15 protein-coding genes and 1 pseudogene are annotated in these 16,100 nt (G+C 54.8%); 8 read left to right on the top strand and 8 right to left on the bottom strand.

Annotated elements, in window-relative coordinates; translation table 11 throughout:
• A partial coding sequence (locus tag V7080_RS13575; protein WP_334188922.1) for a cation:proton antiporter domain-containing protein occupies window positions 1-404 on the bottom strand: 404 nt, incomplete at its 3' end.
• 120 nt (window positions 405-524) lie between these two features.
• Between V7080_RS13575 and V7080_RS13570 the strand changes: the two genes are divergently transcribed.
• The 8 genes from V7080_RS13570 (at window position 525) to V7080_RS13535 (ending at window position 7,183) form a co-directional block, all read left to right on the top strand.
• Window positions 525-1,553, top strand: coding sequence for a KpsF/GutQ family sugar-phosphate isomerase (locus V7080_RS13570; protein WP_334188921.1), 1,029 nt, complete (start codon window positions 525-527; stop codon window positions 1,551-1,553).
• Window positions 1,553-2,080 carry a KdsC family phosphatase gene (locus V7080_RS13565; protein WP_334188920.1) on the top strand — a complete coding sequence of 176 codons (528 nt, stop codon included), beginning with the start codon at window positions 1,553-1,555 and terminating at the stop codon, window positions 2,078-2,080. The genes V7080_RS13570 and V7080_RS13565 overlap by 1 nt, the downstream gene beginning before the upstream one ends.
• Window positions 2,077-2,673 carry an LPS export ABC transporter periplasmic protein LptC gene (gene lptC / locus V7080_RS13560; RefSeq protein ID WP_334188919.1) on the top strand — a complete coding sequence of 199 codons (597 nt, stop codon included), beginning with the start codon at window positions 2,077-2,079 and terminating at the stop codon, window positions 2,671-2,673. Before V7080_RS13565 ends, lptC begins: the two co-directional genes overlap by 4 nt.
• A gap of 37 nt (window positions 2,674-2,710) precedes the next feature.
• Window positions 2,711-3,262 carry a lipopolysaccharide transport periplasmic protein LptA gene (gene lptA / locus V7080_RS13555; RefSeq protein WP_334188918.1) on the top strand — a complete coding sequence of 184 codons (552 nt, stop codon included), beginning with the start codon at window positions 2,711-2,713 and terminating at the stop codon, window positions 3,260-3,262.
• Between the two features lies 1 nt (window position 3,263).
• Window positions 3,264-4,004 carry an LPS export ABC transporter ATP-binding protein gene (lptB, locus tag V7080_RS13550; protein ID WP_334188917.1) on the top strand — a complete coding sequence of 247 codons (741 nt, stop codon included), beginning with the start codon at window positions 3,264-3,266 and terminating at the stop codon, window positions 4,002-4,004.
• A gap of 16 nt (window positions 4,005-4,020) precedes the next feature.
• Window positions 4,021-5,499: an RNA polymerase factor sigma-54 gene (locus V7080_RS13545; protein WP_334188924.1), complete on the top strand. Its 1,479-nt coding sequence runs from the start codon at window positions 4,021-4,023 to the stop codon at window positions 5,497-5,499.
• Window positions 5,500-5,598: 99 nt separating this feature from the next.
• The gene (hpf, locus tag V7080_RS13540) at window positions 5,599-5,946 is read left to right on the top strand and encodes a ribosome hibernation-promoting factor, HPF/YfiA family (RefSeq protein WP_334188916.1); all 348 of its coding nucleotides are present in this window, start codon (window positions 5,599-5,601) and stop codon (window positions 5,944-5,946) included.
• A gap of 145 nt (window positions 5,947-6,091) precedes the next feature.
• On the top strand, window positions 6,092-7,183 hold the full coding sequence (locus tag V7080_RS13535) for an enoyl-CoA hydratase/isomerase family protein (protein ID WP_334188915.1): 1,092 nt from the start codon (window positions 6,092-6,094) through the stop codon (window positions 7,181-7,183).
• Window positions 7,184-7,191: 8 nt separating this feature from the next.
• Here the strand turns inward: V7080_RS13535 and V7080_RS13530 are convergent, their stop codons facing one another.
• The 7 genes and pseudogenes from V7080_RS13530 to V7080_RS13500 form a co-directional block, all read right to left on the bottom strand.
• Window positions 7,192-8,340 (bottom strand): deoxyguanosinetriphosphate triphosphohydrolase, encoded by a 1,149-nt coding sequence (locus tag V7080_RS13530; RefSeq protein WP_334188914.1) that lies wholly within the window; start codon window positions 8,338-8,340, stop codon window positions 7,192-7,194.
• Between the two features lie 30 nt (window positions 8,341-8,370).
• Window positions 8,371-10,000, bottom strand: a pseudogene (aroKB, locus tag V7080_RS13525) (bifunctional shikimate kinase/3-dehydroquinate synthase AroKB).
• A gap of 29 nt (window positions 10,001-10,029) precedes the next feature.
• On the bottom strand, window positions 10,030-12,129 hold the full coding sequence (locus V7080_RS13520; RefSeq protein ID WP_334188913.1) for an Ig-like domain-containing protein: 2,100 nt from the start codon (window positions 12,127-12,129) through the stop codon (window positions 10,030-10,032).
• Window positions 12,130-12,154: 25 nt separating this feature from the next.
• A complete protein-coding gene (pilQ, locus tag V7080_RS13515) occupies window positions 12,155-14,263 on the bottom strand; it encodes a type IV pilus secretin PilQ (protein WP_334188923.1) in 2,109 nt (702 codons plus the stop codon).
• A 50-nt stretch (window positions 14,264-14,313) separates the two neighbouring features.
• Window positions 14,314-14,856, bottom strand: coding sequence for a pilus assembly protein PilP (locus tag V7080_RS13510; protein WP_334188912.1), 543 nt, complete (start codon window positions 14,854-14,856; stop codon window positions 14,314-14,316).
• The gene (locus V7080_RS13505) at window positions 14,853-15,521 is read right to left on the bottom strand and encodes a type 4a pilus biogenesis protein PilO (protein WP_334188911.1); all 669 of its coding nucleotides are present in this window, start codon (window positions 15,519-15,521) and stop codon (window positions 14,853-14,855) included. Before V7080_RS13505 ends, V7080_RS13510 begins: the two co-directional genes overlap by 4 nt.
• Window positions 15,522-15,536: 15 nt before the next feature.
• Window positions 15,537-16,100: PilN domain-containing protein (locus V7080_RS13500; protein WP_334188910.1), on the bottom strand; the 564-nt coding region annotated here is incomplete at its 5' end.

The raw sequence follows: 16,100 nt of genomic DNA, 5'->3' as shown, positions 1-16,100 counted from the left end.
GCGGTCGACGACTTTGCCCGCGCACCGCCGTGCGCGACGGCGGCGCGCCAGCTGATATTCATCAGTTGCGGCAGCAGGACCGCCGTCAGCCAGCCGAACAGCATGACGGCGGCAATCGTGAGGAAGACCTGCGCCACGCCCAGGCCGAATACGATGCGGCGCATCGAGGACAATTTTGGCAACGAAAACTCGAGGCCGATGGAAAACATCAGGAATACGACACCGAATTCCGCCAGCGAGTGGGTCGTCGCATTCTCACTCGCCCAGCCGAACCCGTGCGGACCGATGACGATACCGACTGCGAGATAACCGAGCATCGGCGGCAAGTGGAGCATCCGGAAGGCAACAACGCCGAGTACGGCAGCCGCGAGCAGGATGAGGGTAAGTTCGAGTGCCGAAAACATGGGTGATGGAATATGGGGATTTAACGCCGGCGCCAGCCGTCCCATTGAGCGGCATCAAGGCCGATTTTTTTGTTCTAACTGGCAGGTTTTTTGCTTTACTAATTCGTTTATACTTCCGGCATGAGTGTACCCCATGCAAAAACCTTGCCGAAAGCTTTCGACGAAAAAACCGCGCAGCGAGCGGTTGAACTGGCTTGCGAAACGCTGCAGATCGAAGCGGATGCGATTGCCGCATTGAAAGATCGGCTGTCCACCGAGACCGGTGCTGCCTTTGCCCACGCCGTCGAAATGCTATTGCAATGCAGCGGCCGTGTCGTGGTGTCAGGCATGGGCAAGTCGGGCCATATCGCGCGCAAGATCGCCGCCACGCTCGCCTCGACCGGCACCCCTGCCCTATTCGTCCATCCTGCGGAAGCGGCCCACGGCGACCTCGGCATGGTGACCGAAAACGATGCCTTTGTTGCCATTTCCAATTCCGGCGAAACTGCCGAACTGCTCGCCATCGTGCCGATTATTAAGCGAATGGGCGCACGCCTGATCGCCATGACCGGCAATGAGTCGTCCAATCTCGCCCAGCTCGCCAATGTCCACCTGAATGTGAGGGTCGATAAGGAGGCATGTCCGCTCAATCTGGCGCCTACCGCGAGCACGACCGCCACGCTGGCCCTTGGCGACGCCCTGGCGGTAGCGCTGCTGGATGCGCGCGGCTTCCAGGAAGAAGACTTCGCACGCTCCCATCCCGGTGGCGCACTGGGCCGGCGCCTGCTGACCCATGTTCGCGACGTCATGCGCAGCGGCAACGCGATTCCCTCCGTCACGGCCGACGTGTCGCTGTCGGATGCCTTGTTTGAAATCACCCAGAAAGGCATGGCGATGACTGCCGTGGTGGACCAGGACTATCGCGCCATCGGTATTTTCACCGACGGCGATCTGCGGCGATTGATCGGACAGGTACAGGATTTCACGAAGCTCGTGATCGCCGATGTGATGCATGCCAATCCGCGCACCATCGGCCCGGACCAGCTTGCGGTTGAAGCCGTCGAGATCATGGAGCAATTCCGCATCAATCAGCTGCTGGTCGCGGATGTCAACGGAAAGCTGGTCGGGGCATTGCATATCCATGACCTTACCCGCGCCAAGGTGATCTGATGAATGACCAGTTGGTTGCCCGGGCAGCCGGTGTACGACTGATGATCTTCGATGTTGACGGCATTCTGACCGACGGCAGCCTCCATTACGGACCGGATGGCGAGGCAATCAAAACCTTCAATGTGCTTGACGGGCATGGCATCAAGCTTCTCCAGCAATCCGGCGTGGCGACGGCAATCATCAGCGCCCGCAAGTCGGACATCGTTGCGCGCCGTGCGACCGATCTCGGGATCCATCATCTTTACCAGGGCGTGCATGACAAGTACGCGGCGTTCAAGCAACTGCTGGCGGATACCGGTTGCACGGAGGATGAAACCGGCTTCGTCGGCGACGATGTCATCGACCTGCCGATACTGACACGTGTCGGCTTCGCAGCCAGCGTTCCGAACGGGCATATCGAGGTGCGTTCACGCGTGCACTATGTGACCGAGGCTTTCGGCGGGCGCGGCGCGGCACGGGAATTGTGCGACCTGATCCTGAAGGCGCAGGGAAATTACGAGGCGGCGCTGGCGCCGTACCTGAAATGAACGAAGCGCGTTCGACAAGGCGGTTTCGCCTGTTCGTCATCATGGCGCCGATGATTGCATTGGCGCTCGGCAGTTTTTGGCTGCTTGAAGTCATGCGGCGCTCCGCCAGCGAAGATATACCCAATGTGACGCGCACCGAACCTGATTTTTACGTGGAAAAATTCAATTACGTAAAAATGTCCAAGGACGGCGGCGTGCAATATCACATGGCGGGCGAAAGGATGACGCATAACCCGGTGGACGATTCCTATGACATCGTCAAGCCGGTGGTCAATAATCTGCGGCAGGGCGAAGAGCCGCCGATCACGTTGCGGGCGGACCGCGCACGGGTCGTGAGTGACGTTAGCGAAGTGCATCTTTACGATAATGTCCGGATGGATCGGCCTGCGTCGCCGACGGGGGAACGGATGCATGCCGAGTCGGAATATCTGCTTGTATTGCCCGACGACGACGTGATCAAGACGCACAAACCGGTTGATATCACCGTGGGGCAATCAAGACTGACGGGCGTGGGCATGATTGCCAATAACGCGACACGCGAGTTTCAGCTTTCGAGCAATGTCCATGGCACGTATCAAGCCCCGGCACGATAGACCGGTATACATTGAGGCATTAAGAAAGACTCTTTTCATGAAACGTTTTTTGCTCCTGTCCGTCTGGATGCTTTGCGTGGGCGTAAATCCTCCTGCCCATGCCGAGAAAGCCGACTCGGAACAGCCGACCAAGGTTGAAGCGGATCGAATGGCGTATGACGACGTCAAGCAGATCAATACCTTCAGCGGCAACGTCGTCCTGACCAGGGGCACCATGATCATGAAGGCAGGCAAACTGGTCGTCACGCAAGACCCGGCAGGCTATCAATATGCAACATTGCTTGCGCCCGCCGGCGGCGTAGCGACGTTCCGCCAGAAACGTGACGGCGGCCCGAATCTGTGGGTTGAAGGTCAAGCCGAACGCATCGAATACGATGGCAAGGCAGAAGTGGTCAAGTTGTTTTCAAACGCAAAAATTCGCCGCCTGGAAGGCAACAAGCCGACGGATGAAGTCGAAGGTGAATTCATTTCCTACGATAGCCGGGCAGAGTTTTTTACCGTCAACAATGCACCGGCAGGCAACGCCAAGAACGGTAGCGGGCGTATCAGGGCGGTGATTCAGCCGCGCACCGAATCCAAGGGTCAGTGACATGGCAAGCACCCTGGTCGTTCGCGGATTGCAGAAAAGTTACGGAACCCGGCAAGTGGTGCGTGACGTATCACTGCAGGTGGAAAGCGGCGAAGTGGTCGGACTGCTCGGCCCCAACGGCGCAGGCAAGACGACGTCGTTCTACATGATCGTCGGCCTCGTTCCTTCCGATGCCGGTGAGATCGATCTGAATGGCGTCGCGATATCGCGCCTGCCGATTCATCGGCGCGCTGTGCTGGGCCTGTCCTACCTGCCGCAGGAGGCATCGGTCTTCCGCAAGCTGACGGTGGAAGACAATATTCGCGCCGTGCTGGAGCTGCAGCGGGACAATGGCAAGCCGTTGTCGCGGCAGGCGATCGAGAAGCGACTGAATACATTGCTGGCCGAGTTGCAGATCGAAAAGCTGCGGGAAAACCAGGCGCTGTCGCTGTCGGGCGGCGAGCGCCGCCGCGTCGAGATTGCGCGTGCGCTGGCGACGAACCCGCGATTCGTGCTGCTTGATGAGCCCTTCGCAGGCGTCGACCCGATCGCGGTCATCGAGATCCAGCGGATCGTGCGCTTCCTGAAGGAACGCGGAATCGGCGTGCTGATCACGGACCACAACGTCCGGGAGACACTGGGCATCTGTGATCGTGCCTACATCATCAACCAGGGCGCTGTGCTTGCCAGCGGCCGCCCGGACGACATCATCGCGGATGAATCGGTACGCCGCGTTTATTTGGGAGAACACTTCCGCATGTAATGGAAGCACGGCTGCTATGAAACAAACCCTTCAACTCCGTATTTCCCAACATCTGGCGCTGACGCCCCAGCTGCAGCAATCGATCCGGCTGCTGCAATTGTCGACGCTTGAACTGCATCAGGAGCTGGAGCAGATTTTGTCGGACAACCCGATGCTCGAGCGCGTCGATGATCCGCTGGATCATTCCATCCGCCTGCTGGCCGACGGTGCAATCAGCCCCCAGGGCACCCAACCGGATACACCCGTACCCAACGATGCCGGATCGGCTGCCGGTGAGGACACCGACCGGCCCTTCGAAGGCGGCGATGGAGCGGACACGCCTGCTGCAGGCGAAGCGGAATGGAGCTTCGACGATGTGGCGCGCACCTCGAAAGCGCCGGAGGACGATGATGCGCGGCCCCAGCTGGAAGCGCACGAAACCACCTTGCGCGAACATCTGCTCGAACAGATGCGGGTATCGGTAAGGGAAATGCGGGATCGCGCGCTGCTTGAGTTGATGATTGACGCGCTCAACGACAACGGCTACCTGGAAGAACCGCTGGAAGAAATTCATGCGCGACTGCCGGAAGAACTCGGGATCGAGATTGAAGAATTGTCGGTGGCGCTGAAGATGCTGCAAAGTTTCGATCCGGCGGGCGTCGGCGCACGCACGCCATCGGAATGCCTGGCAATCCAGATCCGGCGCTTTCCGAAGGTGCCGCTGGTGACGCGCCGCCGGGCTTTGACGATCGTCGAAGAACATCTGACGCTGTTCGCCCAGCGCGACTTCAACAAGCTCAAGAAAATCCTGGATTGCGACGACGAAGATCTGCGTGAGGCACAGACGATCATCAAGCAATGCAATCCGCACCCCGGTGCGGCGTTCGCCTCCGATACGTCGGACTTCGTGGTCCCGGATGTCATTGTCAAAAAGACCAAGAACGGCTGGCAGGTCATGTTGAATCATGATGTCATGCCGCGTCTTCGGGTCAATGCCCTGTATGCCAATATCCTGAAGCAAAGTAAAGGTGAGGGGTCACTTACTTCGCAGCTCCAGGAGGCCAAATGGCTGATCAAGAATATGCGTCAACGCTTCGACACGATCTTGCGCGTCGCACAAGCGATCGTGGACCGGCAGCGCAACTTCTTTTCGCACGGCGCGGTAGCGATGCGGCCCCTTGTCTTGCGTGAAATTGCTGATACACTGGGTTTACACGAGAGCACCATTTCTCGTGTGACAACACAGAAGTACATGTTGACCCCCCATGGCATGTTCGAGCTCAAATACTTTTTCGGCAGCCATGTCGCGACGGAAGCAGGGGGTGAAGCCTCGTCGACAGCGATACGAGCGCTCATCAAACAATTGATAGGAGCTGAAGACCCCAAGAATCCATTCTCAGATAGCAAGATCGCGGATATGTTAGGGGAACAAGGTATGGTCGTTGCGCGGAGAACCGTCGCCAAGTACCGTGAAGCGTTGAAAATCCCCCCTGTCAATCTGCGAAAATCTCTCTAGGTTGTTCCTTTGTAGTTGCCATCCGTTGCTGTGTTCCGGCGTAGTCCTCTACGCGGACACGTTGCGAACCGCCAGCGACACTATCCATAGGAGTGCTGTATGAATCTCATGATCAGTGGACAACATCTCGAATTGACTCCAGCCATTCGCCAGTACGTAACAAGCAAACTGGATCGGGTACTCCGCCATTTCGATCATGTCATCGATGTTGCGGTGATTCTGGGAGTCGAAAAACCCTCTGAAAAAGATAAAAGGCAAAGAGCTGAAGTCAATCTGCGCGTGAGAGGCAATGTAATCCATGTCGAAAGCTTTGCAGAAGATCTGTATGCAGCAATCGATTCGTTGATCGACAAGCTGGATAGGCAGGTATTGAAGTACAAGGGCAAGATGCAGGACCACCAGCATGAGGCGATCAAGCGCATGACGGAAGACTTGCCGGCGGCCTGATTCAGGCGGCAATCGGCAACAGGAAAAGGGCGCACGGGTTGCGCCCTTTTCCTGTTGCGGCCGCACTTTGCAAATGTCCGCAGGACGACTGCAGCATCGGGACGGTGCCGATAAAATAGCTGCAATTACATAAAACACCCTCATCATGACTGCTCACATTATTTCCGCTGTCCGGAACAACATCGGCTTTATCACGCTTGACCGGCCGAGGGCGCTCAATTCCCTGTCCCTTGATATGGTTCGCGCCTTCACGCAGGTATTGCTGTCGTGGCGCGACGACCCGGCCATCGCCGCGGTGGTCGTGCGCAGCACGAGTGAGAAGGCGTTCTGCGCAGGTGGGGACATCCGCTTTTTCTTTGATGCCGGCAAGGCGACGCCGCAATCCGGCAGCATGCTGATCGAGGATTTTTTTACCGAAGAATATGCATTGAATCATTTGACTCATCACTATCCCAAGCCGTATATAGCGCTGATGGACGGGATTGTCATGGGTGGCGGGATGGGGATCGCACAAGCCGGCCCTGCCAACCGGATGCGTATCGTCACCGAACGGACGAAGATGGCCATGCCGGAAGTGAACATTGGCCTGTTCCCGGACGTAGGCGGCAGCTTCTTCCTTTCGCGGACTCCCGGCAGGCTCGGTGTTTATCTCGGCATAACGGGAGAAACAATCGGCGCAGCCGACGCGATCCATGCAGATCTGGCCGATGTATTCATCCCTGCGGACCAGATTGGGGCGCTTTTGCAGTTGTTGGAGACATCCGCTGTGAGCGATGTCCGGGAGAGCGTCGCACGATTTGCCGAACCGTATGCATCGCATGCACTGCCTGACCAAAGCGTACTCGCCAGGAACCGTGCTGCGATCGACCGCCACTTTCAGCACGATGACGTGCGCGCCATCATGGCCTCGCTGGCAGCAGATGATGATGCATTTGCCCAGCGAACAGTGGCGACGATGCATAAACGGTCGCCGCTGATGATGTGCGTTACGCTCGAGCAGTTACGCCGCGGTGCCGGCATGAGCCTGGCGGATTGCCTGCGGATGGAAAGGACAATGGTGCGGCGAAGCTTTGAACAGGGAGAAGTGACGGAAGGAATTCGCGCACTGGTGATCGACAAGGACAATGCGCCGCAATGGCAGCCGCGGCATCTTCACGAGGTTACCCGCGAAAGCGTCGATCGCTATTTCCAATCAGCCTGGCCGGAGTGGGCGCATCCGCTGCGGGCGCTCGAATAAATCGGCGGTTAAATTTCATCCACCTGGAACAGGCGGCGATGTTCGCGCATGGCGTAGCGATCGGTCATGCCGGCGATGTAATCCGCGACCTTGCGCGCCTGCCACTGCAACCGTTCCTGCTCGTTGCCTTGCATGACCTGATAGTCCGGCGGCAGCAAACGCGGCTCCTGCATGAACGCTTCAAAAAGCTCCCGAACGATGCGGCGCGCCTTGCTGGTCATCCGGTTGACCTGGTAATGGAGATACAGATTGTCACGCAGGAACCGCTTCAGTAGCGCCGCTTCCGTGTTCATGTCATCGGAAAACGCAATCAGTGCAGTGCTGTTGCGGACGTCATCAACAGTTTTCACCTCGGCATCCTGAATCCGCGCGCGTGATGTATCGATAAGATCGATCACCAGAGCATTGATCATGCGGCGTATGGTTTCATGTATCGCGCGACGCCCGGAGATACCCGGAAACGATGCTTCCACTTCCTTGCGGTGCCGTGCATAAAAATCGATGTCGTCGAGCTGGGTCGTTGTCAGTAAGCCGGACCGCAAACCGTCGTCGATATCATGATTGTTGTAGGCAATTTCATCCGCCAGATTCGCCAGCTGCGCTTCCAGCGTCGGCTGCTTCTTGTCGATAAAGCGCCGACCGACATCGCCCAGCTTTTTTGCATTCTTCAGCGAGCAATGCTTCAGGATGCCTTCGCGCGTTTCGAACGTCAGGTTCAAACCGTCGAAGGCGCCGTACCGCTCTTCCAATTCATCGACCACGCGCAGACTTTGCAGATTGTGTTCAAAACCGCCGTAGTCCTTCATGCAGGCATTCAATGCATCCTGCCCGGCATGGCCGAAAGGCGTGTGCCCGAGATCGTGAGCCAGTGAGATCGCCTCGACGAGATCTTCATTCAACCGCAGATTCCTTGCGATCGACCGAGCGATCTGGGCAACCTCGATGCTATGCGTCAGGCGGGTACGGAACAAATCCCCTTCATGATTGACGAATACCTGGGTCTTGTATTCCAGGCGCCGAAAAGCCGTGGAATGAATGATGCGGTCCCGGTCCCGTTGGAACTCGGTGCGCGATGACGGCGTCGATTCGGGAAAGCGACGTCCGGGAGACGCCGAGGAGAAGGCAGCATACGGTGCGAGATGCGCCTCGAGATTCATTTTATGCGGCCATGCCGATTGAGGTTCTCATCACACGCATGCCTTGAGCGTTTCAAGCAACACGCTCTCGGGTACCGTCATGATCACCGGCGTTCCAAGCGGCTTGATCAAAATGAACTTCATCTTGCCGCCCTCATTCTTTTTGTCGACCTGCATCAACTCCAGCCACCGATCGGCGCCGAGATCAGGCGCGACGACTGGCAGATTGGCGGCCTTTACCAGAGATGTGACGCGTGCTTTTGCCGCAGCATCAATGAAGCCCATGCGATGGGACAAATCGGCTGCCATCACCATTCCGCACCCCACCGCTTCCCCGTGCAGCCACTCGCCATAACCAAGCCCGGACTCGATGGCATGACCGAAGGTATGGCCGAAATTCAGAATTGCGCGGAGACCGCCCTCGCGCTCATCCTGGCGTACGACATCGGCCTTGATCTCACAGGAGCGGCGTATTGCATGGGCCAGTGCGGCAGAATCTTTAGCCATCAGCTTGTCGATATTCGATTCGATCCAATCAAAGAATGGAGCATCAATGATGGCCCCGTGCTTGATCACTTCGGCCAGCCCGGCCGATAGCTCGCGTGCGGGCAAGGTTTTCAGTGTTCCGGTATCGGCGATCACGGCCTGCGGCTGGTAAAACGCACCGATCATGTTCTTGCCGAGCGGATGATTGATCCCTGTTTTGCCGCCGACGGAAGAGTCGACCTGCGCCAGCAGGGTCGTCGGTATCTGTATGAAAGGAACGCCGCGCATGTAGGTCGCCGCTGCGAAACCGGTCAGGTCGCCGATCACGCCGCCGCCCAACGCCACCAGCGTGGTTTTGCGGTCGCATTTCTCCGCCAGAAGTACGTCAAATACCTTCATCAGGCTGGACCAGTTTTTCTCTTCCTCGCCATCGGGCAGGACAATACTGGTGACCGATTTTCCAGCCGCGGAAAGTGTGGTGTGCAATTGGTCCAGGTAGAGGGGTGCAACGGTGGTGTTGGTCACGACGGCGACCCGCGCACCCGGCACGTGCTGCGCGATCAAATCCCCGCGCGATAGCAGTGATTGTCCTATGCTGATCGGATAGCTGCGATCCCCCAGGTCCACTTGCAGCGTTATCGGGTCGGTTTGTTGCATCGTCATGGGAATACTAGGAAATGGGGTCTGTCTTATCGTCCCGCCCATCGTTGCCCGAAGCGCTTTCGAGCTGGTCCAGGATGCCTTGAACCAGTAATTGTACGTTAGGGCGCCCGGTTTCCACGATTATGTGGGCAACTTCGCGATAGAACTCTTCCCGCTCGCGCGCCAACTGCTCGATCTTCTGACGTGGATCGGCGGTTTGCAGCAGCGGTCGGTTCTTGTCGTGCGCAGTGCGATGCAAGATGCTATTGACGCTGGCACGCAGGTAAATCACGGTGCCGCGGGTTTTGAGGAATTCTCGATTTTCCTGTTTGAGAATGGCACCGCCGCCTGTGGCAAGGACGATGTTCTCTTCTGCTGTTAGGTCGCGAATGACTTCCGCCTCGCGCTGACGAAAGCTGGCCTCGCCTTCAATTTCAAAGATCAAAGGAATCGAGGCGCCGGTACGCGCCTCGATTTCATGATCTGAGTCTACAAATCGCTTGTTGAGCTTTTTTGCGAGGGCGCGGCCGACGGTTGTCTTGCCGGCCCCCATGAGACCCACTAAAAATATATTGCTACGTGTCACTGCGATCGGAATGAAAAAGCACTGCCATTGCCTTTTGGTGTTGTCACCTTGATTAAGAAGTTGCCGTGTTCACACTGATCATTGGCTTTGATTACGACCGAATGGAAAGTACCTCCGACTGCATTTGTCGAGAGCACTTTATCGGGAAAGAACGTTTGAGGCGTAATCTTATTTGCATCGGCTGCTTCGACTTTTGTTTCGTTTGGCATTGGATTGTTGTTTACATCTATCAGACGGAACGTCAACTCTCTACTCGAACAACCTGGGCCGCCCACTCCTTGAATAATCGATGGATCGCCGTCCGCAGGGGCCCAGTCTCGGCAACCGCTGGCGCTGCAAACCTGCCGAATCAGTGTAGCGAACGATCCGCTGAACACGAACTCTGCAGTGCGGCTGATATAGTTAATTCCCCATTTGCCGTTCCCGCTCGCACTGTACGTACTGCTGTTGTATGGGAAAGGCAAATCACCATTCACTGCATCATATTTGCCGTCAAGCGTACCTGCGGATACGCCGGCAGTCTTAGCCAAGGAACCAGCATCCAGGAATGGATCGCCCATATCAGTGTGTGGCTCTCCGCCGCTTACGCATGTATCAACAAGAGGACGATAGGTGACAGGCACATTTCCGTCAGCATCACGGACAACGGCACAGGAATATTGACCATCGCCGTTAGAATCCACGAAGTCCTCAACTCCCTGAGCGTAGGCAAGCACAGTCACTCGTCCGTTGACAGGTTTGAATTGTTGACTCTGCAGCCTTACCGTACAGCCACCATCGACCGTGTTGCAGGCGCCTTGTGCAGATGTGCCAATCGCCCCACCTTCTGTTACAAAGTTAACCGTCGTGTTGTCAGCGATCTTGTTACCGTATTGGTCTGCCAAACGAATTGTAACGTTCGCTATTTCGCCATCATATTCCAACCCTTCGATGTTGTACTTGTCTGCACTAAATGACATGAATCGCTGAATTGGCAAACCTGTCGATACCGTAAGGGAATCGGACAAACCACTAATAATTCGTCCATTGCGTGTTGCTTCTGCAATTACACGAACCGGAGTCGGGATAGTGCCCGAGGATACAGTTGTCGTCACATTGCCACTTGCATCAGTTGTTCCTTTTGCAGGCAATACGGTAAGTCCGCCAGTTGTAGTAGTAGCCCTGAAATTGACATCTACGCCAGCCAACCCATTGTTGTTTTGATCTACAACCTTAAAGGTCAAAATTGCTGCTTCTTTACGCCCCAGTCCTCCGGAACCTTTTAGAACAATCGACGACCCGGCAAGATCCGATCCAATGAATTGAATTGTTCCAATGTTTGCCGGATCCACATTCAACGAAATGGTTTTCATGGAATTGCCGATGGAGGCTGTGACTGTATCGGTACCGCGATTACAACCATTATTTGTATATGTCGCCATCTGTACGCCATTTACAACCGCACCCGGGACAATTGTTGCGGCGCCATCACCTACACATAGCGAAGTCAGTGTCAGTCCTGACACTGTACTAACCGGCTGACCACCACTAGTTACAGGCACATTGAGCGTAATAGTGCTGAACGCGGGCAAAGACCCAACTGGAGCGGGATTCCATGATAGATTTCCAACCGTCAACGGCGCCGCACCCACAGCAATGTTGGCCGAGCTCGTTGCAGAAACTGTTCCTTTAATCGCACTGGCTTTAATCGTCAATGCGCCTGCTGATGTAAAGGTCTTCGGCTTGATGTTAATCACCGCTACTCCCGCATTGTCGGTCAATGCGGATTTCGAAACAGGTGTAAATTCCAGTAGCGCCTCGTCTGACGCTTCAAAAGTCACAATTGCGCCCGAAACCGGTGCACCGCTTCCATCAGAGAAAGTTGCACGTGCAGTCGCATTTTGTCCGCCTGACAGAGTACTAATTGTCGCTCCACTTCCATCAATAACGGCTAAAGCGAGCTTTGCTTCCCTTGTGGTGCCAGTACTGCCTCCTCCGCCAGCGACGCCCGGAGAGCCGCCTCCTCCACCGCAAGAAGCGAGCATCGCTATTGATAGGGCGCCCACCGCTATTCGCGCCACAGTAGCGAACGAGAATTTATTTCTAACAAGATTCATGATTTTCCCTAAGGTCTTTTTTTATTCAACGTACTGATAACCGCTCTGCAACAATTTTGGGAGTAATAAATATAAGTAATTCTGTTTTGTCATTCGTCCGTGAATTTGACTTGAACAGATTACCAACAACCGGAATATCTCCAAAGAGTGGCACTTTCGTCTCAGTTTCACGCTCGGTTTGCTGGAAAATACCTCCTAACACAACCGTTCCGCCGTTTTCTACCAACACTTGTGTTTTCACATGCTTGGTGTCGATTGCAAAACCAGCCCTGGTCTCTACGCCTACACTGTCTTTATTCACATCAACGTCGAGGATAATGTTTCCGTCCGGTGTTATTTGAGGCGTAACTTCAAGTTTTAAATTTGCTTTACGGAACGCAATCGAAGTGGCACCACTGCTGGTAGCAACTTGGTATGGCAATTCCGTGCCCTGTTCGATTAAAGCTTTTAACTGGTCCGCGGTTACGACGCGCGGACTAGAAATGATCTTGCCCTTCCCATCCGCTTCGAGCGCCGACAACTCTAGATTAAGGAAACGGTTTGCCGCAGCTGAAAAGATGCTGACTCCTATGCTAGCCGCATTCAATCCACCAATACCGCCCGCAGGCAAATTGACGAACTGCGTATTCGGTATATAGCTTCCCTCGGTCAATCTCGCCTGCCCGGTTGTCTCACCGACCCCAAGATAATTTCCTGTGAATGCGAGCCTGTTATTCCCGCTGATTTGATACCCTGAATCACCGCCACGCAGTGTTCGTGCATCATTGAAGCCTAACTTTGCGCCGAGATTTTTGCTGAACTTGTCGTCAGCCTCGACGATACGGGCCTCGATCAACACCTGTTTCGACGGAATGTCGGTCTTCTGGACCAGCTTGCGAATCTCCTCAAGTTTCGAGGTGATATCGGTAACAAACAATTGGTTCGTACGAGGATCGATGACGGCGCTTCCCCGTTTTGACAGAATCCGATTCTTACTGTCGCCATCAATGCCGAATACTTGCTTGAACGACTCCGCCTTCTGATAGTTCAATTGGAAGATTTCAGTTTTCAACGGCTCCAGTTCGGCAATCTGCGCTCGCTGCTCCAGCTCCAGCTTTTCCTTCGTCAACAGTTCATCCTTGGGCGCAATCCATAACACAGAGCCGTTCTTGCGCATATCCAAACCTTTGGCCTGCATGACAATATCCAGCGCCTGGTCCCAAGGCACGTCTTTCAAACGCAAAGTCAGGTTGCCGCTCACTGTATCGCTGGTGATGATGTTCAAGCCGGTAAAGTCAGCAATCACCTGCAGCACAGCCCTTACCTCAACGTTCTGAAAATTCAGCGACAGACGTTCGCCGCGATATCCCTGCGTTCCTTGCGTAAGCTTGTTCGGTTCTTCCTTGATCGGTTTTACTTCCACTACCAGTTGAGTATCACTCTGGTAGGCGCTGTGTTCCCACAAACCCTTCGGTTCAATGACCATCCGCACATTGTCACCCTGCGAAGTGGTGGTGATTGTTTGAACCGGCGTAGCGAAGTCGGTGACATCAAGGCGCCGGCGCAAAACCTCCGGAAGGCTGGTTTTCATGAAGTCGATAACAATCGACTGACCCTGCTGCTTGACGTCCACGCCAACTTGGTTGCTCGGCAAATCGATGACTACCCGTCCTTCACCATTGGCGCCCCGCCTGAAATCGATGTCGCGCAGCGCCTGCTTGCCTGTCGGTGCGGCGCTATTTTGCACCGGGATGCCGACAGCATTGACCGGAGTAGCGATATTGCCGGAACCGTCGATCGTGACCACGACCATGTTTCCGTCAATTGCAGTGGCATAATTGAGCGGCCGGGACAGATTGAATACGAGCCGTGATCGCTCGCCTGCTTGGACTACGTTGACATTACGTACATCACCCAAGCCGATCTCTTGATTCGTCTTGCCAATCAAGTTGTTGGTGCCGGAAAAATCCAGAGCAATACGTGCAGGGCTGGTGATGGAAAAGCCGATAGGCGGCTTCGCAACGGGATTCTTCATCGCGATTTTGACAACAACGTTTGAACCCTGCTGGTTGGCGCTGATTGACTCGATGGAATTTTCCTGCGCAGCAGCGGATGTGCAAACAAGCGCCATGCAGGCCAATGCGCTTGCAAACATTGCTTTGCGGGCGACTGCGCCAAGGTTTTGATAATTTTTTTCAAACGCAATCATTTGCTATTCTCCTGCAACTCTAACGTTGCTTTACGCTCGGTCCACTCGCCAGCCGCATCGCGAACGATTTCTTTGATTTCGACTTCGGCATCCGTAATTTTGGTAATCATCCCGAAATTTTGGCCAATGTATTGCCCAACCTTGGCTTGGAAAACCGATTTTTCGACTTGTATCAGCGCATAATTCAGGCCAGGTTTTTCCAACGTGCCTACCATCTTGAGAGTGTCGAGCGGATAAGCTTCTAACGGTTCGCGTCGCCGCTCAAGATCCGGTTGAAGTCCAGTTCCTGTATTTGGTTTTAGCTTGGCAAGTGCTATCGACAACTTGACAGGGTTGTAAGGATCAAGATCATCCTTAACGGCATACACAAACGGTGTGAATTTCTTCGGCTCGCTTAACTTGGGAACAGCTACAACGGTTTGTTTTCGAGTTTCATCCATCCATTCACGAACTTCTTGTACACCACCGTCTCCACAACCTGACGTCGCCAAGACGAATGGTATGAATGCTGAGCAGGAAAGCATGCGATATATGCTCATTTCTTTCCTCCCTTGCCTTTAGCAGCCAAGTCCGCAGCAGCTTTCCTTTGCGCAGCCACTTCATCAAGATCCAAATAACGGAAGGTTTTTGCGACGGCATCCAAGCTTAGTGCGCCATCTTTTCCAGCGGCCAAGTTTAAATTATTGAGTGTTACGATCCGTGGCAAGTTGGCAATGTCACTGGTGAACGAACCGACATCATGATAATTGCCCGTCACCTTGATCTCGATTGGTAACTCAGCGTAGTAGTCTTTAACAATGACCTGTCCAGGCTTGAACAACTCAAATTGGAGGCCTCTACCGAGTCCCGCCTGGTTGATATCTGAAAGCAAAGCATCCATTTCTGCTTTGCTAGGCAGTTGCTTTTCTAGCGTTGCGACATAGCCACCAACTTGCTCTTTTTGCTTGCGCAAACCGTCCAAATTGACAGCCTGCTGCAGCTTGCTTTTGTAGGCATCGCGTAATGTCACTTCTTCTGCTTCACCAACTTCAAGCGTCTCCTGTTGGCCTTGAAGATAGGCAAACCAGCCAAGAGCAAGCACGGCCAGAGCCATGAAGACACCGCACAACAGCCTTGGAATCAAAGGCCATTGTGCCGGGTCGCGACCATTGAGTCCGCTGAACTGCGCAGCTACCGACTTTCCGATTAACTTTAAATCTGCCATGTTGCGTCTCTCATATCAGGACTTCTTGGAAGAGGCGCTCACAGAAGCCGGGATGACTGCACCACCGGGCTTCCCAGGCGCAGTCGGTACTGCCTGCTCCTTGTCACGCGGCCTCTTGATGCCGACATTGACAGTGAAGTCGAAGACCTTTTTCGCATCCCTACCCTGTCCGATGGCGGTCGAGCGTATCTCGATCAAATCTGGACGTTCGAGCCATGAAGAGTTATTTCCGAGATTGCGGAGCAATTCCGACACCCTCTCGTTCGATTGAGCATAGCCGTTGAGTACAACCCGCTGATTCTCCTGTTTCAACGCACGAAGATATATTCCTTCGGGAACATACTTCACTAGCTCGTCCAATAAGTGAACCGGCTGATTGCGGTCGCTCTGCAAGTCTTCAACTGCTTGCTGCCGAGCTTTGAGTGCCTCAATCTCCTGCTTAAGAGTGGCAATTTCCTTGATTTCCGCATCGAGCTTGGCGTTCTCGGCTTTAATGTAGTCATTGCGCTGATTCTGATTTGCGATCTTGGCCGCAATGAAACCGCCTATGGCCATCGCGATCGCCCCCCCCATCAACGC

Source organism: Noviherbaspirillum sp. (assembly GCF_036846085.1).
Classification (GTDB): Bacteria; Pseudomonadota; Gammaproteobacteria; order Burkholderiales; family Burkholderiaceae_D; genus Noviherbaspirillum.
The sequence above is the reverse complement of the archived record's forward strand: the minus strand, read 5'-3'. Positions and strand labels throughout refer to the sequence as shown.

Excerpts from the sequence above, each read along its gene's own strand:
- V7080_RS13570 (WP_334188921.1), top strand. The coding sequence starts at position 525 with ATGAGTGTACCCCATGCAAAAACCTTGCCGAAAGCTTTCGACGAAAAA.
- V7080_RS13565 (WP_334188920.1), top strand. The coding sequence starts at position 1,553 with ATGAATGACCAGTTGGTTGCCCGGGCAGCCGGTGTACGACTGATGATC.
- lptC (WP_334188919.1), top strand. The coding sequence starts at position 2,077 with ATGAACGAAGCGCGTTCGACAAGGCGGTTTCGCCTGTTCGTCATCATG.
- lptA (WP_334188918.1), top strand. The coding sequence starts at position 2,711 with ATGAAACGTTTTTTGCTCCTGTCCGTCTGGATGCTTTGCGTGGGCGTA.
- lptB (WP_334188917.1), top strand. The coding sequence starts at position 3,264 with ATGGCAAGCACCCTGGTCGTTCGCGGATTGCAGAAAAGTTACGGAACC.
- V7080_RS13545 (WP_334188924.1), top strand. The coding sequence starts at position 4,021 with ATGAAACAAACCCTTCAACTCCGTATTTCCCAACATCTGGCGCTGACG.
- hpf (WP_334188916.1), top strand. The coding sequence starts at position 5,599 with ATGAATCTCATGATCAGTGGACAACATCTCGAATTGACTCCAGCCATT.
- V7080_RS13535 (WP_334188915.1), top strand. The coding sequence starts at position 6,092 with ATGACTGCTCACATTATTTCCGCTGTCCGGAACAACATCGGCTTTATC.
- V7080_RS13530 (WP_334188914.1), bottom strand. The coding sequence starts at position 8,340 with ATGAATCTCGAGGCGCATCTCGCACCGTATGCTGCCTTCTCCTCGGCG.
- V7080_RS13520 (WP_334188913.1), bottom strand. The coding sequence starts at position 12,129 with ATGAATCTTGTTAGAAATAAATTCTCGTTCGCTACTGTGGCGCGAATA.
- pilQ (WP_334188923.1), bottom strand. The coding sequence starts at position 14,263 with ATGTTTGCAAGCGCATTGGCCTGCATGGCGCTTGTTTGCACATCCGCT.
- V7080_RS13510 (WP_334188912.1), bottom strand. The coding sequence starts at position 14,856 with ATGAGCATATATCGCATGCTTTCCTGCTCAGCATTCATACCATTCGTC.
- V7080_RS13505 (WP_334188911.1), bottom strand. The coding sequence starts at position 15,521 with ATGGCAGATTTAAAGTTAATCGGAAAGTCGGTAGCTGCGCAGTTCAGC.